The 26121-nt window shown below is 58.6% G+C and carries 20 protein-coding genes; 7 read left to right on the forward strand and 13 right to left on the reverse strand.

Annotated features, from left to right (window positions below; genetic code table 11):
- Window positions 1-49: 49 nt before the first annotated feature.
- The gene (locus ACKZ62_RS20910; protein WP_032888800.1) at window positions 50-757 is read right to left on the reverse strand and encodes a TetR/AcrR family transcriptional regulator; all 708 of its coding nucleotides are present in this window, start codon (window positions 755-757) and stop codon (window positions 50-52) included.
- Window positions 758-1020: 263 nt separating this feature from the next.
- Here ACKZ62_RS20910 and lexA point away from each other — a divergent pair, with 263 nt between their 5' ends.
- Both lexA and sulA read left to right on the forward strand, forming a co-directional pair.
- Complete coding sequence (gene lexA, locus ACKZ62_RS20915; RefSeq protein ID WP_003172575.1) at window positions 1021-1629, forward strand: transcriptional repressor LexA; 609 nt, start codon at window positions 1021-1023, stop codon at window positions 1627-1629.
- A 10-nt stretch (window positions 1630-1639) separates the two neighbouring features.
- The gene (gene sulA / locus ACKZ62_RS20920; RefSeq protein WP_099601405.1) at window positions 1640-2113 is read left to right on the forward strand and encodes an SOS-induced cell division inhibitor SulA; all 474 of its coding nucleotides are present in this window, start codon (window positions 1640-1642) and stop codon (window positions 2111-2113) included.
- Window positions 2114-2371: 258 nt separating this feature from the next.
- Here the strand turns inward: sulA and ACKZ62_RS20925 are convergent, their stop codons facing one another.
- The 7 genes from ACKZ62_RS20925 to ACKZ62_RS20955 form a co-directional block, all read right to left on the reverse strand.
- Window positions 2372-2605 (reverse strand): hypothetical protein, encoded by a 234-nt coding sequence (locus ACKZ62_RS20925; protein ID WP_032889274.1) that lies wholly within the window; start codon window positions 2603-2605, stop codon window positions 2372-2374.
- A gap of 118 nt (window positions 2606-2723) precedes the next feature.
- Window positions 2724-3245 (reverse strand): DUF6586 family protein, encoded by a 522-nt coding sequence (locus ACKZ62_RS20930; protein WP_095184113.1) that lies wholly within the window; start codon window positions 3243-3245, stop codon window positions 2724-2726.
- Between the two features lie 127 nt (window positions 3246-3372).
- Window positions 3373-5994, reverse strand: a complete 2622-nt coding sequence (gene topA, locus ACKZ62_RS20935; protein WP_032888794.1) for a type I DNA topoisomerase — start codon at window positions 5992-5994, stop codon at window positions 3373-3375.
- Window positions 5995-6108: 114 nt separating this feature from the next.
- A complete protein-coding gene (locus ACKZ62_RS20940) occupies window positions 6109-6345 on the reverse strand; it encodes a DUF1653 domain-containing protein (RefSeq protein WP_010212074.1) in 237 nt (78 codons plus the stop codon).
- A 97-nt stretch (window positions 6346-6442) separates the two neighbouring features.
- A complete protein-coding gene (gene fadA, locus ACKZ62_RS20945) occupies window positions 6443-7618 on the reverse strand; it encodes an acetyl-CoA C-acyltransferase FadA (protein WP_447095775.1) in 1176 nt (391 codons plus the stop codon).
- Window positions 7619-7647: 29 nt separating this feature from the next.
- Window positions 7648-9795: a fatty acid oxidation complex subunit alpha FadB gene (fadB, locus tag ACKZ62_RS20950; RefSeq protein WP_032888792.1), complete on the reverse strand. Its 2148-nt coding sequence runs from the start codon at window positions 9793-9795 to the stop codon at window positions 7648-7650.
- Between the two features lie 493 nt (window positions 9796-10288).
- Complete coding sequence (locus ACKZ62_RS20955) at window positions 10289-10726, reverse strand: hypothetical protein (RefSeq protein ID WP_032888790.1); 438 nt, start codon at window positions 10724-10726, stop codon at window positions 10289-10291.
- Window positions 10727-10831: 105 nt separating this feature from the next.
- On the opposite strand from ACKZ62_RS20955, the gene ACKZ62_RS20960 reads away from it, so the two are divergent.
- Window positions 10832-11272 carry a universal stress protein gene (locus ACKZ62_RS20960; protein ID WP_032888788.1) on the forward strand — a complete coding sequence of 147 codons (441 nt, stop codon included), beginning with the start codon at window positions 10832-10834 and terminating at the stop codon, window positions 11270-11272.
- Window positions 11273-11410: 138 nt separating this feature from the next.
- Here ACKZ62_RS20960 and ACKZ62_RS20965 read toward each other — a convergent pair whose 3' ends face one another.
- A complete protein-coding gene (locus tag ACKZ62_RS20965) occupies window positions 11411-13330 on the reverse strand; it encodes an ATP-binding cassette domain-containing protein (protein ID WP_122764927.1) in 1920 nt (639 codons plus the stop codon).
- 213 nt (window positions 13331-13543) lie between these two features.
- Here ACKZ62_RS20965 and ACKZ62_RS20970 point away from each other — a divergent pair, with 213 nt between their 5' ends.
- Window positions 13544-15472 (forward strand): transglycosylase SLT domain-containing protein, encoded by a 1929-nt coding sequence (locus tag ACKZ62_RS20970; RefSeq protein WP_447095776.1) that lies wholly within the window; start codon window positions 13544-13546, stop codon window positions 15470-15472.
- Between the two features lie 209 nt (window positions 15473-15681).
- On the forward strand, window positions 15682-19584 hold the full coding sequence (locus ACKZ62_RS20975; protein ID WP_447095777.1) for a hypothetical protein: 3903 nt from the start codon (window positions 15682-15684) through the stop codon (window positions 19582-19584).
- A 22-nt stretch (window positions 19585-19606) separates the two neighbouring features.
- On the opposite strand, the gene ACKZ62_RS20980 is transcribed toward ACKZ62_RS20975, so the two are convergent.
- Window positions 19607-21373, reverse strand: a complete 1767-nt coding sequence (locus ACKZ62_RS20980) for an ABC transporter transmembrane domain-containing protein (RefSeq protein WP_099601402.1) — start codon at window positions 21371-21373, stop codon at window positions 19607-19609.
- Window positions 21374-21616: 243 nt separating this feature from the next.
- On the opposite strand from ACKZ62_RS20980, the gene ACKZ62_RS20985 reads away from it, so the two are divergent.
- Entirely contained in the window at window positions 21617-21790 is a 174-nt protein-coding gene (locus ACKZ62_RS20985; protein ID WP_032888780.1) for a PA1571 family protein, read from the forward strand.
- A 53-nt stretch (window positions 21791-21843) separates the two neighbouring features.
- Here ACKZ62_RS20985 and pdxB read toward each other — a convergent pair whose 3' ends face one another.
- Entirely contained in the window at window positions 21844-22986 is a 1143-nt protein-coding gene (gene pdxB, locus ACKZ62_RS20990) for a 4-phosphoerythronate dehydrogenase PdxB (protein WP_122755747.1), read from the reverse strand.
- A 256-nt stretch (window positions 22987-23242) separates the two neighbouring features.
- On the opposite strand from pdxB, the gene ACKZ62_RS20995 reads away from it, so the two are divergent.
- Window positions 23243-24637, forward strand: a complete 1395-nt coding sequence (locus ACKZ62_RS20995) for an MATE family efflux transporter (RefSeq protein ID WP_122764925.1) — start codon at window positions 23243-23245, stop codon at window positions 24635-24637.
- On the opposite strand, the gene tusA is transcribed toward ACKZ62_RS20995, so the two are convergent.
- Together tusA and rlmM are read right to left on the reverse strand one after the other, a co-directional pair.
- The gene (tusA, locus tag ACKZ62_RS21000; protein WP_032888777.1) at window positions 24634-24885 is read right to left on the reverse strand and encodes a sulfurtransferase TusA; all 252 of its coding nucleotides are present in this window, start codon (window positions 24883-24885) and stop codon (window positions 24634-24636) included. The genes ACKZ62_RS20995 and tusA overlap by 4 nt on opposite strands.
- 13 nt (window positions 24886-24898) lie before the next feature.
- Window positions 24899-25975: a 23S rRNA (cytidine(2498)-2'-O)-methyltransferase RlmM gene (gene rlmM, locus ACKZ62_RS21005; RefSeq protein ID WP_032888775.1), complete on the reverse strand. Its 1077-nt coding sequence runs from the start codon at window positions 25973-25975 to the stop codon at window positions 24899-24901.
- Window positions 25976-26121 lie beyond the last annotated feature (146 nt).

Consider the following 26121-nt stretch of genomic DNA (forward strand, 5'->3'; position numbering starts at 1 on the left):
CATGGCGGCTAGCTTAGCGGATGCAAGCAGCCGCGCACACCCGGCGTAGTCAAACCTTGGCAGGAACCGGCGCAGTTTTGCTGCGTGGACGCAACTGGGCAGCGGCCATGCCCGGATCGGTCACACCGGTTTCGGCGCGCATGCCGGCGGCGAGGAACGGCACCATCAGGCGCATGACCTGTTCGATGGAGGTGTTGACGCCGAAATCGGTCTCGGCAATCGCACGCAGTGCCTTGATGCCCGACATGCTGAACGCCGCCGCACCCAGCATGAAATGCACGCGCCAGAACAGTTCGATAGGCGGGATACGCGGCGCCGCTTCGTTGACCAGCAACATATAGCGGCGGAACACCTTGCCGTACATGTCTTCCAGGTAACGCCGCAAGTGGCCCTGGCTTTGGCTGAAAGCCAGGCCCAACAGGCGCATGAAAATCGATAGGTCGTTGCCACTGCGAGGTTGGACCACCAGAGCTTGCTCGACGAGGATCTCCAGCAGCTCTTCCAAGCTGGGCTTGTTGTCGGCCTTCGCCTGACGGCGCTCTAGCTCACGATCGAGACTTGCGCAAAACGGCCCCAGGAAGCGAGAGAACACCGCCTGGATCAGGGCTTTTTTCGAGCCGAAATGGTAGTTCACAGCGGCGAGGTTGACCCCTGCCTTGCTAGTGATCAGCCGCAATGAAGTTTCAGCAAATCCTTTTTCCGCGAACAATTGCTCGGCAGCATCGAGAATGCGTTCAACGGTTTCCGACTGGGCCATGACTACTCCGCCTGACAAACACTTGTTTGAAACATACGTTTCAGGGTGTGTCTTGTCAAGCCTGCGGGTTCGCTTTCCGGCCGGTCAGTCATCTATTTCATCGCTATTTAATCACATCCCTTCAGGTCTGTAGGCAGTGCCATACCTGCGTTGTAGGAAGGATGGCGAATGACCGTCCAGCGGAGCCACAGAAAAGGATGATTGCCAAGTGCAGTTCACTGTATATAATCCCAGTCACTGTATAAAAAGACAGAGCGATCAACATGCTAAAACTGACGCCACGCCAAGCTGAGATTCTGGCTTTTATCAAGCGCTGCCTCGATGACAACGGCTACCCGCCGACACGAGCTGAGATTGCGCTGGAACTGGGGTTCAAGTCCCCCAACGCCGCCGAAGAACACCTCAAGGCACTCGCCCGCAAAGGTGCGATCGAGATGACCCCCGGTGCCTCGCGCGGTATTCGCATCCCTGGCTTCGAAGCCAAGGCCGACGAATCGACACTGCCGATCATTGGCCGCGTTGCCGCTGGTGCGCCGATCCTGGCACAACAGCACGTCGAGGAATCCTGCAACATCAACCCGACTTTTTTCCATCCGCGTGCCGACTACCTGTTGCGGGTGCACGGCATGAGCATGAAAGACGTGGGCATCTTTGACGGCGACCTGCTAGCCGTCCACACCACCCGCGAAGCCCGTAATGGCCAGATCGTCGTCGCCCGCATCGGCGATGAAGTCACCGTAAAACGCTTCAAGCGCGAAGGCAGCAAGGTCTGGCTCCTGGCCGAGAACCCTGAGTTCGCCCCGATTGAAGTAAACCTGAAAGATCAGGACCTGGTGATCGAAGGCTTGAGCGTCGGCGTCATTCGCCGCTAAAGGAGGCATCATGCAGCTCGTACACACCCCACAACACACACAACTGTCGCTGTTCGAGGCCTTTATGGCTCAACCCCTTGCGCCCATCCTCAAGGAAACGGTAGAGGCGCCCTGGAGCGCTGAACCCGAGGCGTTCAGTGAACTGTCGTTGCGCGGTGCGGCCGGGAGCTGCCTGAGCCTATTGGCACCTATCCTGCGTGATCTGAGCGAAGATCAGGATGCACGCTGGTTGACCCTGATTGCCCCGCCCGCCAGCCTTACACAGGCCTGGCTGCGGGACGCCGGCCTCAATCGTGAGCGCATCCTGTTACTGCAACCGCGCGGCGCGCAAAGTGCCCAGCAGTTGACATGCGAAGCGTTGCGCCTGGGTCGTAGCCATACGGTGGTGAGCTGGTTGAATCCGCTGAATGCGTCGGCCAAGCAGCAATTGATCAGTGCCGCACGCACGGGTGATGCACAGAGTTTGAATATTAGATTGGGATAAAAAGCTGGGTTTGATGAGGGCGCGAAGAGGGCTGATTGTAGTGAGCATGCTCATTATGCTTAGCGAACTTCTGTGGCGAGCGAGCTTGCCCCGCGCTGGGCTGCGAAGCGGCCCTGAATAGATTGATGCGGTATATCGGATAATCCACGGCGCCTGGTTTTAGGGCTGCTTAGCAACCCAGAGCGGGGCAAGCCCGCTCACCACAACAAGTACACTCATCAAAAAATCCGCTCGCAATAAGCAGCGCTCGGCACAGACTCAGTGAAGAACCCGCGACCCATCCTCTTTCTCCGGCTCGCCTTCCGCCAGGCGACCAGCCATCTGCACACCTACGCTCAACATGGCTTTTGCCACTTCCACGTGCTGGCCTTGCAGGAACGCTTTTGCGTCCTCTGAAAAGTCCAGAATAACCAGAGAACCCTCGTCCTCAGCCCGACGCAGCTCGATTCGGCCGTCAGGCAACTCAACAATTTCCAGAAAGGACGTCGGCATAAAAGTCTGTTCTCCACGAAAGGCCGGGATTATATCAGTCATCCACCCAGCCTCGCTGAGGATCTAGGGAGGTTTCTTTACAGCTTGATGAACGGTGCTTTCTAAACCTACTCGGGGTTTAGCACTCGTTCAGGCCCTCACGAAAGCGCAGCGCCATCTTCTTCAGCTCCTGTCGCCAGCCCTCCAACTCCTCCCGGCTCAACGACTTAGGCTCGTCCTCCTCCAGCGCAACTGCCAAGATCAATGGTTGCCTCACGTCACCCTTAGGCACATGGGGAACACGCGGCGGCTGAAACATATCGGCATGGGCCTTGAGCAGGCGCGCCACCCAGCTGTCTGGGCTCTGGGCCATCTCTACCAGTTCCGCCAGCTCAGGAATCGCCATGGTCTCCAGCACTTCACGGCTCATGATCATTTCCGCACGGGGCGAACCGGCCTGGGGCAAGCGGTAGAACCCGGCGATTTCATGGCACAGGCCCAGCAAGGCGCCGTACAGGTGGAATAAGGCTGCTTCACGCCCCGCCTGAACCAGCGCGATAGCATTCATCTCCTTCCCTTCCTCGGCACGACCAAGGGCTTCCAGGGACAAACCCGCGAAGTAAATTTTCTGATTGGTACGGGTATAGAGTTCGTTGGCCATGACGGCAATCTCCACAACGAATGAGGCGCGATGCTGGCTTAACAGTGTCACGGATCAACCGAGCCCGCTGCAAGCGCAAAAAAAGGCCGCCCATACAGGCGGCCTTTGTCTATCGCAAATTAGTCGTTCAAGCGCCTTGGCGCTTGTCTTCGACCTTCCACTTGCCGCCGTCGTAGAACGCTTTCCAGCCGGTAGGCTTGCCGTCTACTTCGGTCTGTACGTACTGCTCCTTGGTCTTGCGGCTATAGCGGATCACGGCTGGACGACCATCCGGGTCCTTCTTCGGCGCTTCACACAGGAAGTGGTACTTCGGATCGATCTCGTCCTTGTGCGGAACGATTTCCAGCACCAACGGCGCGCGGGTCTCGCGGTTTTTCGGGAACTGGCTTGCCGCCAGGAACAACCCCGAAGCGCCATCACGCAGGATGTAGGTATCGTTGACCTTCTCGCACTTGAGCTCCGGCATCTTCACCGGATCCATCTTCGGCGGCGCCGCATCACCGCTTTTCAGCAGTTTGCGAGTGTTCTTGCAGGTCGGATTGGTGCAACCGAAGAACTTGCCGAAACGACCCGTCTTGAGCTGCATCTCGCTGCCGCACTTGTCGCATTCCAGGCTCGGCCCTTCGTAGCCCTTGATGCGGTAGGTGCCCTCTTCAATCTCGTAGCCGTTGCAATCCGGGTTGTTACCGCAGATGTGCAGCTTGTGCTTCTCGTCCAGCAGATAGGCGTCCATAGCCGTGCTGCAGATCGGGCAGCGGTGCTTGCCACGCAAGACCAGCGACTCGGACTCACCTTCGTCATCGGCGGCGATTTCATCACCCGGCACCAGATTGACCGTGGCCTTGCAGCGTTCTTTCGGCGGCAAGCTGTAGCCCGAGCAACCAAGGAACACGCCGGTGGATGCCGTACGAATCTGCATCGGGCGGCCGCACGTCTGACACGGGATATCGGTCATAACCGGCTGGTTGGCACGCATGCCGCTCTCAGGGCTCTCAGCTACTTCGAGTTTCTTCTTGAAGTCGCCGTAGAACTCGTCGAGTACATTTTTCCAGTCGCGCTCACCTTGGGCCACGTCATCGAGGTTCTCTTCCATGCCGGCGGTAAAGCCGTAATCCATCAGGTTGGAGAAGCTCTCGGACAGACGCTCTGTAACGATGTCGCCCATCTTTTCCGAATAGAACCGACGGTTGTGCAGCGCTACGTAACCACGGTCCTGGATGGTGGAGATGATCGCCGCGTAGGTCGATGGACGACCGATACCGCGCTTTTCCATTTCCTTGACCAGGCTGGCTTCCGAGTAACGCGCCGGTGGCTTGGTGAAGTGTTGGGACGGGTCGAGCTTGATCAGCTTCAACGTATCGCCCTGGGCCATGTCCGGCAGTACATCATCGTCACCAGGCTTGGCGATTTGCGGCATCACGCGGGTGTAGCCATCGAACTTGAGGATACGGCCCTTGGCACGTAGTTCGAAGTCGCCAGCACCCACGCTGACGGTTGTCGACAGATATTGCGCCGGCAGCATCTGGCAAGCGAGGAACTGGCGCCAGATCAGCTCGTAGAGGCGCTCAGCGTCGCGCTCCATGCCACTCAGCTTGCTTGGCTCGGTGTTGGCATCGGAAGGACGAATCGCTTCGTGAGCCTCCTGGGCGCCTTCTTTGCTGCTGTAGACGTTCGGCTTCTCCGGCAGGTACTTATTGCCGAATTCGCTTTCAATATAGGTACGCGCCATTGCCACCGCGTCTTGCGACAGGTTGGTGGAGTCAGTACGCATATAAGTGATGTAGCCGGCTTCGTACAGACGCTGGGCCATCATCATGGTTTTCTTCACGCCGAAGCCCAGGCGGTTGCTCGCGGCCTGCTGCAGGGTGGAGGTGATGAACGGTGCCGACGGTTTGCTGCTGGTCGGCTTGTCTTCGCGCTTGACGATGCTGTAGCTGGAGGCCTTGAGCTTTTCCAGCGCGGCCATGGCCTGAGCTTCGTTCAGCGGCTTGAAGGCTTCACCTTTCTCGCGGGCCACTTCAAAGCGCACGTTGTTGCCCTTGGCAGTGCCCAGGTCGGCGTGGACTTCCCAATACTCTTCAGGGTTGAACGCACGGATCTCACGCTCACGCTCCACCACCAGCTTGACCGCTACCGATTGCACACGACCGGCGGACAGGCCACGGGCGATCTTGGCCCATAGCAGCGGCGAGACCATGTAACCCACGACGCGGTCGAGGAACCGACGGGCCTGCTGCGCGTTAACACGATCGATATCGAGCTCGCCCGGCTTGGAGAAGGCTTCCTGAATGGCTTTCTTGGTGATTTCGTTGAACACCACACGCTTGTAGCGGCTGTCGTCACCGCCAATGGCTTCCCGCAGGTGCCAGGCAATGGCTTCCCCTTCGCGGTCCAAGTCCGTCGCGAGATAGATGGTGTCGGCATCTTTGGCGAGCCGGCGCAGCTCTTCGATGACCTTTTCCTTGCCCGGAAGGATTTCGTACTTGGCCTTCCAGCCATGATCCGGGTCCACACCCATGCGCGAGACTAGCTGCTTGCGCGCTTTCTCTTTAGGCGTGAGCACCGGACCTTCGCCCGCAGCTGCCTTGCCGCGCTTGGCGGCAGGCTCCTTGCTGGCGCTAGCCGAACCGCTGGTGGGCAGGTCTCGGATATGGCCGATACTCGACTTCACCACGTACTCGTTACCCAAGTACTTGTTGATGGTCTTGGCCTTAGCCGGGGATTCCACAATGACCAGCGATTTGCCCATGGATCGGAAAATTCCTGAATTCGAGAAGTGAAAGGCGGTTGGCGCCTGACGCGGCAACGCTATATATAGTGGCAACAAGGTGAGGTCAAGCGCAGCATTCTGCGCCGCCTGCCGTTATTGCCCTGAAAAAAGACTGGGTTCGGCCTGGACCAAAGCAAAGCGCGGGACCTGCTCGCCGTCAACTTCGACGGTCTCCAGGAACATGCTCAAGGGACGCACCCAAAAGCCGTAATCGCCATACAGTGCTTGGTAGAACACCACTTCTTCTTCGGTCTCGGAATGCCGTGCCACGCTGAAAACGCGGTACTGCGGACCTTTATAATGTTGGTAGAGCCCTGGTTCGACTTTCATGCTCTGGCCCCCTTACAAAATTTGTTGAAAAAAAATATTAAAAATTCCAAAAAACAAAAACCGGGGCACTTGGCCCCGGCTTCCGTCAACTCAACGCTTAGACGCGTTCGAAGACGGTGGAAATGCCTTGGCCGAGACCAATGCACATGGTTGCAACCCCAAGGTTACCGCCATTTTGCTTCATCACGTTAAGCAAAGTGCCGGAAATACGCGCACCGGAACAACCGAATGGGTGGCCCAGGGCAATCGCACCGCCGTGCAGGTTAACCTTCTCGTTCATCTTGTCGAGTACTTTCAAATCTTTCAGCACCGGCAGGGCCTGTGCGGCGAAAGCTTCGTTGAGCTCGAAGAAATCGATATCGGAGATAGTCAGGCCCGCGCGCTTCAACGCTTTTTGTGTGGCCGGTACAGGACCATAGCCCATGATTGCCGGGTCCACACCCGCCACTGCCATCGAACGGATCACTGCCAGCGGCTGGATGCCCAGGTCCTGGGCACGCTGCGCCGACATCACGATCATGCACGAAGCACCGTCGGTGATTTGCGACGAAGTACCCGCTGTCACGGTGCCGCCCTTTGGATTGAATGCCGGCTTCAGGGCCGCCAAGCTTTCCAGGGTGGTGTCCGGACGAATGGTTTCGTCGTAGTCGAACAGTTTCAAAAAGCCGTTCTCGTCGTAACCGTTCATCGGGATGATTTCATCCTTGAACTTGCCTTCCACAGTCGCCTTTTGGGCGAGTTGGTGGGAGCGCAAGCCGAACGCGTCCTGGGCTTCGCGGGTAATGCCGTGCATCTTGCCGAGCATTTCTGCAGTCAAGCCCATCATGCCAGAGGCTTTCGCCGCGTAGAGCGACATGTGCGGGTTTGGATCGACGCCGTGCATCATGCTGACGTGGCCCATGTGCTCCACGCCACCGACTACAAACACATCCCCGTTGCCAGTCATGATCGCCTGGGCGGCGGTGTGCAGCGCGCTCATGGACGAACCGCACAAGCGGCTCACGGTCTGGCCAGCAGCTGTGTGCGGGATCTGAGTCATCAGCGAGGCCATGCGCGCGATGTTCCAGCCCTGCTCCAAGGTCTGGTTGACGCAGCCCCAGATTACGTCTTCGACTTCGTTCGGGTCGACCTTGACGTTGCGTTCCAGCAATTTGCTGATCAGGTGCGCGGACATGTCTTCAGCGCGGGTGTTGCGGTGCATGCCGCCCTTGGAGCGGCCCATCGGTGTGCGACCGAAGTCGACAATCACCACGTCTCTTGGATTCAAGCTCATAAATATTCTCGCTCTAGTCGTCTGGGCGCTTAACCGAAGAAGCTCTGGCCATTTTTGGCCATTTCACGCAGCTTCGCGGTCGGGTGGTACAGCGGGCCCAGATCAGCGTATTGATCAGCCAGGGCAACGAATTCGGCCACACCGATCGAGTCGATGTAACGCAGCGCACCGCCACGGAATGGAGGGAAACCAATACCGTACACCAAGCCCATATCGGCTTCGGCAGCGGTTTCAACGATACCGTCTTCCAGGCAGCGTACGGTTTCCAGGCACAGGGCGATCATCATCCAGTTGATGATGTCCTCATCGGACACCTCACGCTGTTCGTAGATGACAGGTGCGAGCACTTCGTGAACCGATGGATCGGCGACTTTTTTCTGCTTGCCCTTCTTGTCGGTCTCGTAGGCGTAGAAGCCCTTGCCGTTCTTCTGGCCCAGGCGCTTGGCTTCATAGAGAGCATCGACAGCGGAGCGGCGGTCGTCTTTCATGCGGTCCGGGAAGCCTTCAGCCATCACGTCACGACCGTGGTGGCCGGTGTCGATGCCGACCACGTCCATCAGGTACGCCGGGCCCATCGGCCAGCCGAATTTTTCCATGACTTTGTCGATGCGCACGAAGTCAACACCGGCGCTCACCAGCTTGGCGAAACCACCGAAGTACGGGAACAGCACGCGGTTGACCAGGAAGCCAGGGCAATCGTTGACTACGATCGGGTTCTTGCCCATTTTCTTGGCGTAGGCAACGGTGGTGGCAATAGCCAGCTCGCTGGACTTCTCGCCACGGATCACTTCCACCAACGGCATCATGTGCACCGGGTTGAAGAAGTGCATGCCGACGAAGTTTTCCGGACGCTTGAGGGCCTTGGCCAGCAGCGAGATGGAAATGGTCGAGGTGTTCGAGGCCAGGATGGTGTCGTCTTTGACGTGGCCTTCAACTTCAGCCAGTACCGCCTGCTTGACCTTCGGGTTCTCGACAACGGCTTCGACCACCAGGTCGACATGGCCGAAATCGCCGTAGGACAGCGTAGGACGAATACCGTTAAGTACTTCAGCCATTTTCGCTGCGGTCATGCGACCTTTATCAACACGCCCCACGAGCAGCTTGGCGGCTTCGGCCAGACCTTGCTCGATACCGTGTTCATTGATGTCTTTCATCAGGATCGGCGTGCCTTTGGACGCCGACTGATAGGCAATACCGCCGCCCATGATACCGGCGCCGAGTACGGCAGCCTGTTTCACGTCCTTGGCGATTTCGTCGTAGGCCTTGGCCTTTTTCTTCAGTTCCTGATCGTTCAGGAACAGGCCAATCAGGCTTTGGGCAGCCGAGGTTTTCGCCAGTTTGACGAAGCCTGCCGCTTCCACTTCCAGGGCTTTATCGCGACCGAAGCTCGCAGCTTTCTGGATGGTTTTAATCGCTTCAACCGGCGCCGGGTAGTTCGGACCGGCCTGGCCAGCGACGAAACCTTTGGCGGTTTCGAACGACATCATTTGTTCGATGGCGTTGAGCTTGAGTTTTTCCAGCTTCGGCTGACGCTTGGCCTTGTAATCAAACTCGCCGCTGATGGCGCCCTTGATCAGGTTCAGTGCGGCTTCGGCCAGTTTGTCCGGAGCAACCACGGCGTCGACGGCACCGACTTTCAGCGCGTCTTCAGCACGGTTTTCCTTACCGGCGGCGATCCACTCGATGGCGTTGTCGGCCCCGATCAGGCGCGGCAGGCGCACCGTGCCGCCGAAACCTGGGTAGATGCCCAGTTTGACTTCAGGCAGGCCGATTTTGGCGGTGGCCGACATGACGCGGAAGTCTGCGGCCAGGCACATTTCGAAGCCACCGCCCAGCGCGATGCCATTGATCGCGGCAACGGTCGGTACGTTGAGGTCTTCGAAATCGCTGAAAATCTTGTTGGCTTCGAGGTTGCCAGCCACCAGCTCGGCATCGGGCAGCTTGAAGTTGTCGACGAATTCGGTGATGTCAGCGCCGACGATAAACACGTCCTTGCCGCTGGAGACGATCACGCCCTTGACCGAAGCATCTGCTTTGATGGTGTCTACGGCCTGACGCAGTTCATTCAGGGTTAGACGGTTGAACTTGTTGACGGACTCACCCTTGAGGTCGAATTTCAATTCGACGATGCCACTTTCAAGAGCCTTAACCGTGATGGCTTTACCTTCGTAAATCATCAACTGATCTCCACGATATGGAAGCTGAACAGTACACATTGGACGCTGGCCTCTGGTTGGACACTGGCCTTTAGGTCAATGCTCACTCCAATCCGCCAGGCACACCCGCCAATGCGATAGTCGGGATGTATGTGCGCGCGGTCTGACAGACAAACGCTCAATTCATACGCCCGTTTGATTTGGGTACGCCACCTTCATCCAATTCCAGGCAATTGTCAATCGCTCGAAAGGCTAGGAAAAACGCGACTTTCCAGTCATTTCAGAACTCAAACCATAGGCGCACGCTTCGCCAATATTCAAATATTCACGAAATCAATTATAGGAAGGATGTGGGAAAAGACTGTACAGAACGGGATATCCGGCTAGGCTAGCCGCAACCATAACGCGCACGGATGAACATCCGACGCAGCAAGCACAGATTACCGGCCTGCCTGGCCAACTCCAGCCCGATGATGATGTCGGGCTTTTTATTGCCTGAAATTCAGTAGGCGCTTCAGGCCAGCGCTTTGAGCAGCGCATCAATGGCGAGCAAATCACTCGCTTCGCCCTTCTCGCCCCAATACAGGGCAATCATCTGCTTGTCGGCCTCGACCTTGTAGACGTTGGCCGGCAGCGTTGCAAAATGCGGCAACAACTTCTCATCGTCGCAGACTTCACGCCATTGATTAACCCACACACCCGGCTCCAACTGCCAATAACTCCAGGTTGCCGGCGTGCTGCCGCGTCGTGGCCGGCAGTATTGCGCACAGGGGCTCGGGGGCTCTTGCTTGAGCCAGTGCGGCCACTCCTGAGGTGCCAATTGCATGGCCAGGCCGATGCGGCGCGCCTCCATTCGCAGGGCCATTCGCCCACTCTGGTGGCGCGAAGGGCGTAGCCATGCCAGAGGGCTCAGAACCACCACAAGGATTGACACCACTATCCAGACCGTCATATGAGTACCCCCGAATTTCTAGATGAGCGGATTTGACCTGACGCAACCCCATCCGCTTGAAAGCAGCCATACTGAACTTATTGCAGTCCCCTGGAGGAACGCCCCATGTCCTACACACATATTCTGGTCGCCGTCGACCTGACCGAAGAGTGCGATCCAGTGATCAAGCGCGCGCAGGCTTCAGCAATCGCCAACGGCGCCAAGCTGTCACTGGTACACATCGTCGAGCCCATGGCCATGGCGTTTGGCGGCGATGTGCCGATGGACCTTTCCCAACTGCAACAACAACAGTTCGATCAGGCCAAAGAACGCCTGGACCGGTTGATCATCAAATACCCGGAACTGACCAAGGAAAACTCCCACCTCACTTACGGCCAACCGCGCCAGGAGATCCACCACCTGGCCAAGGAACAGAACTGCGATCTGATCGTGGTGGGCAGCCATGGCCGTCACGGCTTGGCATTGCTGCTGGGCTCCACCGCCAATGATGTACTGCACGGAGCGCCGTGCGATGTGTTGGCCGTTAAGTTGGTAAAAAGCTCGTAACGCCGATGAAGATGCAATGCGGGAGGGGGCTTGCCCCCGATAGCAGCCTCTCAGTAGAAACACCACTGACTGAGACACCGCTATCGGGGGCAAGCCCCCTCCCACATTTGAGCCGCTTTTTTACTGACCTCAAGTCACTCAGGCATCTAACTCTGCCCAACGCTCCATCAGCACTTCCAGCTCCTGGTTCAACTTCTCCAGAGAAGCGATGACCTTGGCAGTTTCCGCCGCTGGACGCAGATAAAAACCCGCATCAGCCATGTCGGCTTCTACCGCAGCAATCTGCTGTTCCTTGGCGTCGATATCACCCGGCAAGGCTTCCAGCTCGCGCTGCAACTTGTAGCTGAGCTTTTTCTTGGCCGTCGGCGCAGCCTCGGGTGCAGGGGCAGCAGTGGCAACAGGCGTGACCACCGCCGAGTTCAAGTCGGCCTTGCCGGACTTACTCTCGGTCACGCCCAACAGGCGCGGTGAACCGCCCTGGCGCAGCCAGTCCTGATAGCCACCGACGTATTCGCGCACCTTGCCTTCACCTTCGAAGACCAGGGTGCTGGTGACCACGTTATCGAGGAATGCCCGGTCGTGGCTGACCATCAGCACAGTGCCGTTGAAGGTCAATAAGACCTCTTCCAGCAGTTCAAGGGTTTCTACGTCGAGGTCGTTGGTCGGTTCGTCGAGCACCAGCAAGTTGGCAGGTTTGCTGAACAGTTTGGCCAACAGCAAGCGTGCGCGCTCACCACCGGACAAGGCCTTGACCGGCGTCCGTGCGCGCTGCGGGCTGAACAGGAAGTCGCCCAGATAGCTCAGCACGTGGCGGCTCTGGCCGTCGATGTCGATAAAGTCGCGGCCTTCAGCCACGTTGTCGATCACGGTTTTTTCCAGGTCCAACTGATGGCGCAACTGGTCGAAGTAGGCCACGTCTATGCGCGTGCCCTCCTCCACGGTGCCGCTGGTAGGTTTCAGACCATTGAGCATCAGCTTGAGCAAGGTAGTCTTGCCGGTACCGTTGGCGCCCAGCAGACCAATACGGTCGCCACGCTGCAGGACCATGGAGAAGTCCTTGATCAGGAACGGACCGTCCGGGTGATGGAAGCTGACGTTTTCCAGCACCATCACTTGTTTACCCGACTTGTCGGCGGTATCGAGCTGGATATTGGCCTTACCGGTGCGCTCACGACGCTCGCTACGTTCAACACGCAGGGCTTTGAGGGCGCGCACGCGGCCTTCGTTACGGGTGCGGCGCGCCTTGATGCCCTGGCGGATCCAGACTTCTTCCTGGGCCAGCTTTTTGTCGAACAGCGCGTTGGCAGTTTCTTCAGCCGCCAGCGTCGCTTCTTTGTGCACCAGGAAGCTGGCGTAGTCGCCGTTCCAGTCGATCAAGCCGCCGCGATCCAGTTCAAGGATGCGCGTGGCCAGGTTTTGCAGGAAAGAACGGTCGTGCGTGATGAACAGCACGGCGCCCTGGAAATCCTTGAGGGCTTCTTCAAGCCAGGCGATGGCGCCGATGTCCAGGTGGTTCGTTGGTTCGTCGAGCAGCAACAGATCCGGCTCGGACACCAGGGCCTGGGCCAGCAGCACGCGGCGACGCCAGCCGCCGGACAACTCGGCGAGGGTCTTGTCGGCCGGCAGTTGCAAGCGGCTCAGGGTGCTGTCCACCAGTTGCTGCAGGCGCCAGCCATCACGTGCTTCGAGGTCCTGCTGAACGTGCATCAGCTTGTTCAGGTCTTCCTCGGTGACGCAGTTCTGCGCCAGGTGATGGTATTGCGCAAGCAACTCGCCCACACCGTCCAGGCCTTCGGCAACCACGTCGAACACTGTCCGTCCGTCGGCCACCGGCAATTCTTGCGGCAATTCGCCAATCTTGAGGCCCGGGGCGCGCCAAACAGAGCCGTCATCGGGCTTTTGGTCGCCTTTTACCAGCTTCATCATGCTGGACTTGCCGGTGCCGTTGCGGCCGATGATGCACACCCGCTCACCACGGGCGATCTGCCAGGACACCTTGTCCAACAACGGCATAGCGCCGAAAGCAAGGGACACATCGCTGAATTTGAGCAGGGTCATACGCTTCTCCAAAAACTGGGCGCGCATTCTACCTGAGTTGAGGGTGGGATGCGGCCAGCATTTTCAAGGCCGACACGTTCTGTAGGACATTTCCCGTAAACCTGAACGAACCGGCCAGCAAAGCTTTCGCCGGTCGCTGGCAAAAGGCTAAGCTAGGGGCAATCAGCGTCGGCAGTACCGGCGCTAGTCGTGATTTCTCTGCACGGACGTCTCATGCGCAGTCGCCTTTTCAACTTTTTATCTTGTCTGCTTCTTTCCGCCACCGCCGTTCAATCCGCCCAGGCCGTGGACCTCACCACCCAACGTCAATATTACGATGAAGCCAAGCGCGCTCTGGCCAAGGGCGATACCGGCCCGTACATGCAATACAGCCAGGCCCTGGCCGATTATCCGCTTACACCGTACCTGGCCTACGACGAACTGACTGCGCGCCTGAAAACCGCGAGCAACCAGGAAATCGAGCAGTTCCTGGCCAAAAACGGCGACCTGCCCCAGGCGAACTGGATGAAACTGCGCTGGTTGCGCTGGCTGTCCGAGCGTGGCGACTGGCAAACCTTTGAAAAGTACTACGACCCCAAACTCAATTTCGTCGAACTGGACTGCCTGCACGGCCAGTACCAGCTCACCCACAACCTCAAGGCCGAAGGCTACAAGACCGCCGAAAAGCTGTGGATGACCGGCAAATCCCAACCCGCCGCCTGTGATGCCACGTTTGGCCAGTGGGCCGCCGACGGCCAACTCACCGAACAGAAAATCTGGGACCGCACCAAACTCGCCGCCGAAGCGCGCAACTACGCGCTGGCCAACAGCCTGGTAAAAACCCTGCCAACCCTCGGTGCCCAAGGTCGCCTGATGGTGGACGTGGCGCAAAAGCCCGACATGCTAAGCGATCCATCGCGCTTACAGCCGGCCACCGAGGCTATGTCGGATGCCGTAGGCCTGGGCCTGCGCCGCCTGGCGCGCCAGGACCCGGACAAAGCCATGGCCCTGCTCGACGGTTACGCCAGCAGCATGCACTTCTCCCGTGACGAAAAAGTGGCAATCGCCCGTGAAATCGGCCTGACCCTGGCCAAGCGTTTCGACCCACGTGCCCTTGAGGTGATGACCAAATACGACCCGGAACTGCGCGACAACACCGTCTCCGAATGGCGCCTGCGCCTGCTGTTGCGCCTGGCGCGCTGGGAAGATGCCTACCAGTTGACGCGCAAACTCCCACAAGACTTGGCCACCTCCAACCGCTGGCGCTACTGGCAGGCGCGCAGCCTTGAACTGGCTGAGCCGAAGAACCCACAAGCATTGGTGCTCTACAAGAACCTTTCGCGGGAGCGGGATTTCTACGGTTTCCTCGCCGCCGACCGCTCCAAGGCTCCGTACCAGTTGAACAACAAGCCGCTGGTGATGAGTCAGGCGCTGGTCAATAAAGTGCGTAACACACCCGGCGTGCGTCGCGCTCTGGAGTTCTACGCCCGTGGCCAGATCGTGGATGGCCGCCGCGAGTGGTACCACGTCAGCCGTCATTTCAACCGTGATGAGATGGTCGCCCAGGCCAAGCTGGCGTACGACATGAAGTGGTACTTCCCGGCGATCCGCACCATCAGCCAGGCCCAGTACTGGGACGATCTGGATATCCGCTTCCCAATGGCCCACCGCGACACCCTGGTGCGTGAAGCCAAGGTGCGGGGCCTGCATTCGAGCTGGGTATTCGCCATTACCCGCCAGGAAAGCGCCTTCATGGACGACGCCCGCTCCGGCGTAGGCGCCAGCGGCCTGATGCAACTGATGCCCGGCACCGCCAAGGAAACCGCGCGCAAATTCAGCATCCCGCTGGCTTCCCCGGCCCAGGTCCTGGACCCGGACAAAAACATCCAGCTCGGCGCCGCCTACCTGAGCCAGGTGCATAGCCAGTTCAACGGCAACCGCGTGCTCGCTTCCGCCGCCTACAACGCCGGCCCCGGCCGCGTGCGCCAGTGGCTGCGCGGAGCGGATCACTTGAGTTTCGATGTATGGGTGGAAAGCATCCCATTCGACGAAACCCGTCAGTATGTGCAAAACGTGTTGTCTTATTCGGTGATCTACGGGCAAAAACTCAACTCACCACAGCCGCTTGTGGATTGGCATGAGCGCTATTTTGATGACCAGTAAGGTCTGAAGCGACTCTGAAAATGCCCGCATCGAAAGATGCGGGCATTTTCATTTCCACGGCTGAAAATATTCTGATAGCCCGGGGAAATACACATACAGAAAAAACATGATGGAACGCGAAAAGTCTGATGTTCACTCAGCCCACGAGCTCAGTCGATAAATCATCTCTGAGTGACTGACTTCATAATGGCTTAGAGAGAAACTCAGACATGACACTCACGTCCATCAGCAGCCGCTTAAACACTCAGCCCGCGACCAACATCATCACCCCCCCGCCACTCTTCGAGGTCAAGAGTGAAAAGCCGCCCACGCCTGATCAAGATGCCGGCAAAACGCCGCAAGCCAAGGCCGATCAGGAATTGGCCGTGCTGTTTGCCGCCGTATCAGCCAGATCGGCGAAAACCGGCCCATCGTACGATGGCATCGAGAACGTTGAGGGTATCCCGCCAAGTTCGACCTTCGGCCAGTGGTGGACGCACCTGCATACGCTGCTCAAGCATCCCCAATTCGTCGAATGGGCAACGCAAAGGCACATTAATCTTTCCAAACCCTTAATGATCAGTATGCGTGACGAGATCACCTTCACCATGACTGATGGGCGCCGGGAGGTGTTCAGGGCAACGGATGAAAATCCGCTCTGGCCGGTCGTTGTGGCGCCGATTCTTCGCGCCGCCAACGTCGTGGCGGCGGGCAACAGCCCCCTTCATCTGTCCGCATCGGACCCCACATCTGCGCCCTTTGAAGTGGTGGCGAATTTTCACGGTGAATCGGTACCCCTCACGACGTCACGGACAGCAGAGCTGCAGCAGACCCAGACATTCACCAAAAACGCCGCCAACGCGGTTCCGAACAAGGTCGAGGATGGGCCGGCCAATACGGGCAAGCTCAATACAGAGCGGACCGCCCTTGGCGACCTGGTGGACACGCGCGCGCTCTGCGAAAAGCTCAAGGGCCTTGTGCGCTATGGTACCGAGGGGATTGAGGAGCGGTTAAAGAACACAACGATAGAGGTGCACCCGCACTCGTCATTCGGCCAAGGCCCCGAAGCCGGCCCTGGACGCACCGTGACACTTGAGCAATTTATCCTGGCAAATAACTGGCGGTTGCCCAGCACGCTTGAAGCACTGGAGAACATGATCAGCACGCTCAATGCCCCGCCGTTGCAGGCACCACGCCTAGGCAGCCTGGGTGGGGCGATCTCGTGGCCGGCCCCGCTGGGCGACCACGACCAAAAGAGCGTTTACAGTCATTTTCACTACAACCTGCAACTACCGGCGTTGGTGAAGGAAAGAACGGAGCCCCAAAACCCACGGGGAGTTTTGGGTTATCTCACAAGCCACCTGCACATTTCCCAAAACGAATTGCGCGACCCACTTAAAGTCATCGAAAAAATCATCAACACACCAAAAGCCATCGAACTCGAAGCCGCCTTACACCAAAAGATGGGGGATGGCTGGAAGACCAGCTCTAGCCAAGACTGGCTGTTGACTGCCATCGCTACTACTCTGGACCCAGAAAGCATGTTTGGCCCGCAACTCAATCATCTCGCGGGTTTCAATCTGGCCGACGGACGTTTCATGGGGCAGCCCCTCGCAACTATCAAGCAGGCGTTCATTGACCACCTGATAAAACTGAACAGAGCCTCGCCGGACATGGCGCCCATTGCTGCACAAATGCTGCTTTCGCGTACAGCGCCGGAGTTATTGGTCAAAAACGTTCCTGCCAGCATTACGTTGGGATCGGCGGCGTGGGTGAGTTTCAAAGCGGCGGTGACGCGGATCGAGGCCTATAGCCCTGGTGCCACGATGCAGATGACGTTTGCGCAAGTGTGTGCCAGAGATGCCCTGGACCCGATTTCGCAAGAGGGGCAGGCCATTCAGCAAGTGACATCGCGAGCGGCGCTTATTGAGTGGGGCAAGATCAACGGCGAACTCGTGCCCCGCGATGACGGGAACTATCCTCAGGCTGACATTGATCGGGTCCAGCGCGCGCTCGCTGACAAAACTTCAACGTTGCAACAAGCCGTCGAGCAACTTGCCAGTAAGGTGCCGACCCAACGCGATGTGGCGCTACAGCAACTCAAGCAACAATTCGGCGAGGGGCTTCCCTACGAACTTAAATGCTTTCGCGATAATAGCCCCCGCGGCAGAGGCCACGGAAACCTTGCTAGCTCCACGCAGCCAAAATATTCGCTACTGGACTTTTATCTTTCAAAACCCGAAGTCAATCCGTTTTCTAATTGGGTATCCGATAACAACACGATTGCCCCCAGCATGATTGCCCGTCTTGCTCACTTGCCAGACGCAAAATCCCTGCATAAACAAGCCTTTGTCGACTATGCGGAAGGCACCAAAAAAGCACAGGCGAGCGTGATAAAAAACCAGCTTGCGAAACTTCCTCTGGAAGATCGCCAGAATCTTGAGTTTGGCAGCATTCGTATATTCATAGAGGGTCAGGTCAGCCGTTATGAAAGCAACCTCCCAGGTTTCACAATTAATGACGAAGATAAAGTACCCAGCCAGCCGAAAGAGCAAAAGGCACTGATCTTCCAGACCGAGCGCGACGGAAACCTGGAGTTTTATGAAATATCAGCGCAAAAAGGCCAGATAAATAAACGTGACGATCTGAAGACAAACTTTAAGGAAGGCCCCCAAGGAGATTGGGTCAAGGTGCCCAGCCATCAAGGTTCAAAATGGACAAATACGGCGATCCATGAAGTCAAACCAAGCGCCTCCCAAGATGCAGTACAACAACGGGCCAGGCAGTTGCCAGTGACCATCCCTGCCTCGTTCAGCAGCGCGCGCAGCGCCTATATCAGCAATACGGTAGTCAATTACTCCAATCCGGAATCAAACTTTGAGCAACTACTGGAACTGACCAAAAGCATCACGACATTCGATGAAGAGGCCGATAAGGAAAAAGCCCTGTTCAACATAATTGTAGGGCTAATACCTGGGGCGTCTGCCGTTAAAAACCTGATCAATGGAGACCCCTTGGCGGCACTGGGAGATCTGTTGTTTGACGGAGTGATGTACTTGACCGGCTCGGCCCTGGGCAGAGGCGCGAGTGCCGTTGGCGGTCCCAGAGGCGCGACCCGGGTGGCCATGGCGAGCAGCCGAATAGGTCGCGGCGTGCTGGGTAAAGCCTCGGGCGCGCCGGCCAGCAGTGCCCGGCTGGCCGCAGGCACGAAACCCCTTAATGCACGGCAACTGTCGCAGAGCACGATGGATCACGCTCAACTGCGCGCGTTTGCCGAACGAGCCGACATAGCGGAAGGCACTTATCGCGCCCCCGGTGCACTCGAACCCAGCCGAGTAACCGCCCAACTGGATAACCAAACCGGTCACTGGCTGCACTATGACGTGAATAAAAACACAGCTTACGGGAAGAAACTGGATAACTTCTCACCCGACAATCATCGGCCAATTTCAGCCGCAACAGGCAGTCAACCTGCACCTGCAACCGCACCTGTGTCTTTCGAAAAAAGTCTAGCCTATGACAACGTCATACAAATGAAAGGCACGATGAAAGACCTCAAACTTGTGGCCAATGAAATGCATGTGTTCTTCGACACCTATAAAGGTGTTGATCGCCTGAATATTGTCGCCCACGGTCTTGAGCGCAGCCGACTGGACAGATTTTTGAACCGTGGAAGCAGCATCGTTATCGACAATACCGCGTACTCGGCCAAAGACTTGGTCGCTTTGTTGAACACGAAAGGCGTCGACCCCAGAGCCTTTAACAATGTGCGGCTATTGGTTTGCTACTCTGGCGAAGGTGGCAGTCGCGCCTTCGGCAGCTTGCTGCAAAAGGAGATCAACCGGCCGGTGAAGGCGTTCGAGGGCTCGGTTTCAATGCAACACGGCTCTACGTCATTGACGGCCGCGCGAGACGACCTGATTGCGCGGATCAACGAGATCAGCCCCGGCATCTCTGCTAAAAACGCCGAGCGGCTGGCAGATATGAACATGTATCAGGCATTTGTAGGGAAAGTCACCCAGCACGTTGTCAAGACTCACGGTAGCAAGATAAAGATGAACGTGGCGCTTCTGGGCGAGCCCAAACGCTATGTGGACACTAGGGTTTCGTACAAACCTGTCTACTTCCGTTAGCACTGGAGCCAGGCATAGCAGGTCATTGCGCTTGCGCACCACTATTGAACTGCAATGCCGCCAACCGCGCATACAACGGGTTGCTCGCAATCAGCTGCTGATGCGTGCCCACCGCAACCAGTTTGCCTTGGTCCATTACCGCAATGCGGTCGGCGTTCTTCACCGTCGCCAGGCGGTGGGCAATCACCAGCGTAGTACGGCCCTGCATCAATTGCGGCAGTGCCTGCTGGATCAAGTGTTCACTTTGCGCATCCAGAGCGCTGGTGGCTTCGTCCAGCAGCAGGATTGGTGCGTCCACCAGCAACGCGCGGGCGATGGCCAAGCGCTGGCGCTGGCCACCAGAGAGGCCCAGCCCGCCATCACCGAGGTGGGTCTGGTAGCCGTCGGGCATTTGCAAGATGAAGTCGTGAGCATGGGCGATGCGTGCAGCGGCTTCGACTTGCTCGCGGGTAGCTGAGGGATTGCCGTAGCGGATGTTCTCTTCGACGCTGCCGAAAAACAACGCCGGGCTCTGGGACACCAGGGCAAAGTGGCGGCGCAGGTCCAGGGGGTCGAGGTCGGTCAGCGGATGGCCTTCGAGCAGGATTCGGCCATGCTGCGGATCGTAGAAACGCAGCAGCAGGTCGAAGATCGTCGATTTACCCGCGCCGGACGGGCCGACGAGTGCCAGGGTTTCACCGGGGTTGATGGTCAGGTTCAACCCGTCGATAGCGTAGCTGTCGGGTCGCGAGGGATAGGAAAAGCGCAGATCTTGCAGCTCCATGCGGCCACTGACCCGCTCGGGCAATTTCACGGTATCAGTTGCCGGCGCCTGGATTTCATTAGTCGACTGCAACAGCTCACCAATCCGCTCAGCTGCACCGGCTGCACGCTGCAGCTCACCGAGCACTTCGCTCAGGGTGCCGACCGCGCTGCCGACGATCAGGCTGTAAAACACGAACGCCGCCAGTTCGCCGCCGGAAATGCGCCCACTGATCACGTCCATGCCGCCGACCCACAACATCACACCCACGGCGCCGAGCACCAGCATGATCACCAGCGTGATCAGCCAGGCGCGCTGGGCGATGCGTTTGCGAGCGGTGGCAAAGGCTTCTTCCACAGTCACCGCAAAGCGCTGCTCGTCCTGAACCTGGTGGTTATAGGCCTGCACGGTCTTGATCTGGCCAAGGGTTTCGGACACATAACTGCCCACATCGGCAATGCGGTCCTGGCTCAGGCGCGACAGGCTACGCACGCGGCGCCCGAAAATCAGGATCGGCGCCAGCACCAGCGGCAATGCAACCACCACGATGCTGGTGAGCTTGGGGTTGGTGACGAACAGCAACACGATGCCGCCAATGACCATCAAGGCATTGCGCAGGAACAGTGACAGCGACGAGCCGATCACCGATTGCAGCAAGGTAGTGTCGGTGGTCAGCCGCGACTGGATTTCCGAACTGCGGTTGTTCTCATAGAAGCCGGGATGCAGGTAGATGAGGTGGTTGAACACCTGCCGACGAATATCCGCCACCACTCGCTCGCCAATCCAGGAGACCAGGTAAAACCGCGCAAAAGTACCCACCGCCAAGCCAAGCACCAGGATCATGAACAGGCCGATGGACTGGTTGAGTAGGTGTGGCGATTGGGTCATGAAGCCCTGGTCCACCAGCAGGCGAATGCCTTGGCCCATGGACAAGGTAATCCCGGCGGTAACGATCAGCGCCAGCAACGCACCCAGCGCCTGCCAGCGGTATGGCGCGATAAAACGGCTGGCCAGGCGAATCGCGCGGCGTTGACGGGTTGAGAACATAGGGGCATCACCGATGAGGAACCTGTACCCAACATTGGGGGAACTTGGGCAAATAACAATGAGTCAGGTTAATTATGCCCGCCGATACTCATCCCTAGAGGCTATCGGTCTAATGCCCGGCTGGAAATCGGCCGCCGTTTCTGGTGGACTGAGTATTCGAACCGGTGGTCGTGCAGGGAGTTGTAACAGCGCGGTCACGCGGGGGTTTTAAAGTAGGTATACAACCTGATGAGGAGACAGGCCATGACCTTGCAAAACAGCAGCGATGCCAAAATTGAAGTGATCCGCCAACCCCAGCAGTTGCCTTGCTCCGTCATCGACGCCCAAGGCCATGAGGTGCAGATCACCGAAGAAATGATCCAGCAAGCGTGCCGCGAACTGGAAGAAAAACTGGTCAAGCCTGCCCAGCAAGGCTGAAGCGCCCAAGCTCTTTCAGACCCGGCCTCGATGGCCGGGTTTTTTATGGGCGCTTAAACAGCTACCGCGCCCAGTGCGGACACGATCTTCGACAACGCCGCCGACTCCCCATTGATGCGCACGCTCAAGCCATCAATCTCGCGACGCTCGGGATAGTGCTTGCGCAGCAGGTCGAACGCCTTGCGCTGCTCTTGCACAGTTCCAACCAGGCTCCGACGGAAATCCGCATCATCCCGGCGCGGGTCGTACACGCTGCGGCACAAGGTCGCCAGCGCCCAGGCCGGGTCGGTCGAGGCATTCAAGTGCACTTCAGCCAACCACAGCGCAGGCAACAGCTCACTCAAGTGAATGCTCGGTTCCTGACCCAGGTACGCGCAAAACGCCTGGTAGATCTGCGCCGTGCCGCGCTGACGGCCTTCCAGGCTGTAACCGGCGATATGCGGTGTGGCCAGCACGCACAGGTCGGCCAGGTCCACATCCACTTCGGGCTCGCCTTCCCATACATCCAACACCGCTTGCAGGTCTTCGCGTTCCAGCAGCACCTCGCGCAGGGCGGCGTTGTCCACTACCGGGCCACGGCTGGCGTTGATCAGCCAAGTGCCGGGTTTGAGTTGTTCGAGGCGCTGACGGTCGAATAAATGCCAGGTAGAGCCATTGCCGGACTTGGTCAAAGGCGTGTGCAGGCTGATCACGTCACACTGCTCGATGATCTGCGCCAGGCTCACATAGTCGCCCCCTTCGGCGATCTGCCGCGGCGGGTCGCACACCAGGACATTCCAGCCCAGGCCTTTGAGCACCTTGACCAACCGCCCGCCCACTTCACCGGCGCCGACAATGCCATAGGTGCGTTGGTTGAGGTCGGCGCCTTCGATCTCGGCGAGGGTCTGCAGGCTGCCCAGCACGTAGTCCACCACGCCACGGGCATTGCAGCCGGGCGCGCTGGACCATTGGATGCCGGTCTGCTTGAAGTAGTCGAGGTCCAAGTGATCGGTGCCGATAGTGCAGGTGCCGACAAAACGCACCTTTGAGCCCTCCAGCAACGCGCGATTGACGTTAGTCACCGAGCGCACCAGCAGTACGTCAGCCTGCTCGACCGTGGCGCGATCAAGGGAACGGCCGGGCACCCGGCGAATCTCGCCAAATCCTTGGAAGAAGGCATCGAGCAGAGGGATATTTTCGTCGGCAACAATCAGCATGGCAGGCTCCTTTGGCGGATCAGCAGTGTACAGGGATGCGATCTGCAATGTGGGAGGGGGCTTGCCCCCGAATAGCCGTGCGTCAGCGACTATCCAGTGACTGACACTCTGCAATCGTGGGCAAGCCCCCTCCCACCAGGGATATGCGGTGCCCTGGGAGGTCGCTTACAAATCCCTAACACAGGTTTTTTCCTGACCATGGCGTCAAGGCGTAGAATCCGCCGTCCTTGCGCTATTTTCTATTGGACACCCGCACGTGAACACTGCCGCCACCCCCCTCACCCGCCCCGCCCGTATCAGTCGGGAAGTGCGCGACCTGCTGACGCTCGCCCTGCCGATCATGATCGGCCAACTGGCTACCACCGCCATGAGTTTTGTAGACGCGGTGATGGCCGGACGTGTCAGCCCCCAGGATCTGGCGGCAGTGGGGTTAGGCAACTCGATCTGGATCCCGGTGTACTTGCTGATGAGCGGCACGCTGCTGGCCACCACACCAAAAGTCGCTCAGCGCTACGGTGCCGGCAAGTTCAGCGAAATCGGACCGCTGGTGCGCCAGGCCTTGTGGCTGGCGGTGGTCGTGGGGATCCTCGGAGGATTGCTGCTGCTGTGCGCCGAACCGATCCTGCATGCCATGAAGGTCGAGCCTGACCTGATCGTGCCGTCCATGGGCTACCTGCACGGCATCGCTGCGGGGATGCCAGCGATTGCGCTGTATTACGTGCTGCGCTGTTTCAGCGATGGCCTGGGCCGTACGCGACCGAGCATGGTCATGGGCCTGGTCGGCCTGGCGCTGAATATTCCGCTGAACTACATCTTCATTTACGGCCACTTTGGCGTGACGGCCATGGGCGGCGTGGGCTGTGGCTGGGCCACGGCCATTGCGATGTGGGTGATGATGCTCGGCCTGGCCGTCTGGACGCGCTGGGGCCCGGCCTATCAGAGCAGTGAATTGTTCAAGCGCTTTGACTGGCCGCAATGGGCTGTGATCAAGCGTGTATTGGGGATTGGTCTGCCGATTGGCGTCGCGATCTTTGCCGAGTCGAGCATTTTTGCAGTGATCGCCCTGTTGCTCGGCAGCCTCGGCGCCACGGTGGTGTCCGGGCATCAGATTGCACTGAACGTCAGCTCCCTGGTGTTCATGATCCCATACTCCCTGAGCATGGCGGTCACAGTGCGCGTCGGTCAGGCCCTGGGGCGTGGCGAAGCGCGTGAAGCGCGCTTCGCCGCCGGGGTCGGCATGGGCACCGCGCTGGCGTATGCCTGCCTGTCGTGCAGCCTGATGCTGTTGTTTCGCGAGCAGATCGCGACGATCTACACCCCGGACCCGGTGGTGATTCACCTCGCGTCGACGCTGATCGTGTTCTCGGCGCTGTTTCAGTTCTCGGACTCGATCCAGGTCACTGCCGCTGGCGCATTGCGTGGCTATCAGGACACCCGGGTGACCATGGTGCTGACGTTGTTCGCCTACTGGGGCGTGGGATTGCCGGTGGGCTACGCACTGGGGCTGACTGACTGGCTCGGCGCGCCCAGCGGCCCAAGCGGTTTGTGGCAAGGGCTGATCGTGGGCCTGAGCTGTGCGGCGGGGATGTTGCTGGTACGCCTGGCGCGCAGTGCACGCCGGCGTATCCGGGCGGATAAGGCGCGCGCTTAGTCGGCCTTTTTGCGAATCCAGTACAGGTAAGTGCCGGCTTGTTCCTGCTGATCCACCAATTCGTGGTCAAGGAACACGCAGAACTTGGGAATATCGCGACGGGTTGACGGGTCGGTCGCGATCACTTTGAGCAAGCCGCCTGCCGGCAGGTCCCGGATGTGCTGGTGCAGCATCATCACCGGTTCCGGGCAGTTGAGGCCTGTTGCATCGAGAACGCCGTCTACGGGGCTGTCGTTAATATCGCTCATTGATTACTCCTCGTTAACGGGCCTTGGTTTTCTTCGCATCCACCAGCCGACGCAGGTGGCACGTCACTTCCTCACGGTCGTGGTAAAGCTGCTTGCAACCGATCTCCACGCGGATGCCGCGCGCCTTGAAACCCTCTTCGATGCGCTCCAGCAGACGCTTCACTTCGGCATAACGCTGCTTCATCGGCAACTTCAGGTTCACCACCGCCTCGCGGCAATATCCTTCGCCAATCCAGGTTTCCAGCAGCGCGGCGTTGCGTGCGGGTTTCTCCACAATGTCGCACACCATCCAGTCAACCGGCTGCTTGGGCACGAAGGTGAAACCGTCGGCCATCAGGTGCTGCACCAGGCCGGTGTCCATCAGGCTTTCGGCCATGGGGCCGTTGTCGATGGCCGTCACCAACATGCCCCGGTTGACCAGTTGCCAAGTCCAACCGCCCGGCGCGGCACCGAGGTCGACGCCGGTCATGTCGCCGTGCAGGCGCTCGTCCCATTGATCGCGGGGGATAAAGTGGTGCCAGGCCTCTTCCAGCTTGAGGGTTGAGCGGCTTGGCGCGTCACGCGGGAATTTCAGGCGTGGAATGCCCATCGGCCACATCGCCGAGTTGTTCGACTCGGCCAGCCCCATGAACACTTCGCGGCCACTCTTGAACGTCAGCAGCAAGCGCGGCTTGCTCGGGTCGTCCACCAGTTTGCCGGCGTTGAGCAGGGCTTTGCGCAGGTGCACTTCGAATTTCTTGCAGAAGTTCGACAGTTCCTTGCCATCGTTGGTGTCGACCATCTCCAGCCAGAGGCTGCCGCACACCGGGAATTCACGCAGGTGAGCGAGGATCACGCTGATGCGATCGGTTTCCGGCAGGTCGATAAACACCCCGCGCGCCCACTGCCTCGGGAAGATCAGCTCGGCAAAGCGTTGGCCGTGCATCAAGCGCTGGGCGCCGTCTTCTTCGGTGCAGACAAATTCGGCGCAGGCGCTGCCGGTCTTGGCTTTGGCGTAGCCGGAAACGTTCAGACGCGCGGCGTGTTCCGCGATCTCGGAACAGACTTCGCCTTCAAAACCCGGGCGGCAGTGCATAAAAAGGGTGTTCATTGAATCTCCTGGCAACTGGCTTGCTCGATCGCAATGCCTGTCATGAAAACGCGCGCATGATAGCCGAGTTCGGAACCTTGGACTTGCCCATAGAGTCCAGTTATTAGCCTGCTAATGAAAACAGCGCTAGTTTTAAAGCTCTGTTC

Source organism: Pseudomonas sivasensis, assembly GCF_052938085.1.

Coding starts and splice junctions, on each gene's coding strand:
- ACKZ62_RS20910 (WP_032888800.1), bottom strand. CDS start 757: ATGGCCCAGTCGGAAACCGTTGAACGCATTCTCGATGCTGCCGAGCAA.
- lexA (WP_003172575.1), top strand. CDS start 1,021: ATGCTAAAACTGACGCCACGCCAAGCTGAGATTCTGGCTTTTATCAAG.
- sulA (WP_099601405.1), top strand. CDS start 1,640: ATGCAGCTCGTACACACCCCACAACACACACAACTGTCGCTGTTCGAG.
- ACKZ62_RS20925 (WP_032889274.1), bottom strand. CDS start 2,605: ATGCCGACGTCCTTTCTGGAAATTGTTGAGTTGCCTGACGGCCGAATC.
- ACKZ62_RS20930 (WP_095184113.1), bottom strand. CDS start 3,245: ATGGCCAACGAACTCTATACCCGTACCAATCAGAAAATTTACTTCGCG.
- topA (WP_032888794.1), bottom strand. CDS start 5,994: ATGGGCAAATCGCTGGTCATTGTGGAATCCCCGGCTAAGGCCAAGACC.
- ACKZ62_RS20940 (WP_010212074.1), bottom strand. CDS start 6,345: ATGAAAGTCGAACCAGGGCTCTACCAACATTATAAAGGTCCGCAGTAC.
- fadA (WP_447095775.1), bottom strand. CDS start 7,618: ATGAGCTTGAATCCAAGAGACGTGGTGATTGTCGACTTCGGTCGCACA.
- fadB (WP_032888792.1), bottom strand. CDS start 9,795: ATGATTTACGAAGGTAAAGCCATCACGGTTAAGGCTCTTGAAAGTGGC.
- ACKZ62_RS20955 (WP_032888790.1), bottom strand. CDS start 10,726: ATGACGGTCTGGATAGTGGTGTCAATCCTTGTGGTGGTTCTGAGCCCT.
- ACKZ62_RS20960 (WP_032888788.1), top strand. CDS start 10,832: ATGTCCTACACACATATTCTGGTCGCCGTCGACCTGACCGAAGAGTGC.
- ACKZ62_RS20965 (WP_122764927.1), bottom strand. CDS start 13,330: ATGACCCTGCTCAAATTCAGCGATGTGTCCCTTGCTTTCGGCGCTATG.
- ACKZ62_RS20970 (WP_447095776.1), top strand. CDS start 13,544: ATGCGCAGTCGCCTTTTCAACTTTTTATCTTGTCTGCTTCTTTCCGCC.
- ACKZ62_RS20975 (WP_447095777.1), top strand. CDS start 15,682: ATGACACTCACGTCCATCAGCAGCCGCTTAAACACTCAGCCCGCGACC.
- ACKZ62_RS20980 (WP_099601402.1), bottom strand. CDS start 21,373: ATGTTCTCAACCCGTCAACGCCGCGCGATTCGCCTGGCCAGCCGTTTT.
- ACKZ62_RS20985 (WP_032888780.1), top strand. CDS start 21,617: ATGACCTTGCAAAACAGCAGCGATGCCAAAATTGAAGTGATCCGCCAA.
- pdxB (WP_122755747.1), bottom strand. CDS start 22,986: ATGCTGATTGTTGCCGACGAAAATATCCCTCTGCTCGATGCCTTCTTC.
- tusA (WP_032888777.1), bottom strand. CDS start 24,885: ATGAGCGATATTAACGACAGCCCCGTAGACGGCGTTCTCGATGCAACA.
- rlmM (WP_032888775.1), bottom strand. CDS start 25,975: ATGAACACCCTTTTTATGCACTGCCGCCCGGGTTTTGAAGGCGAAGTC.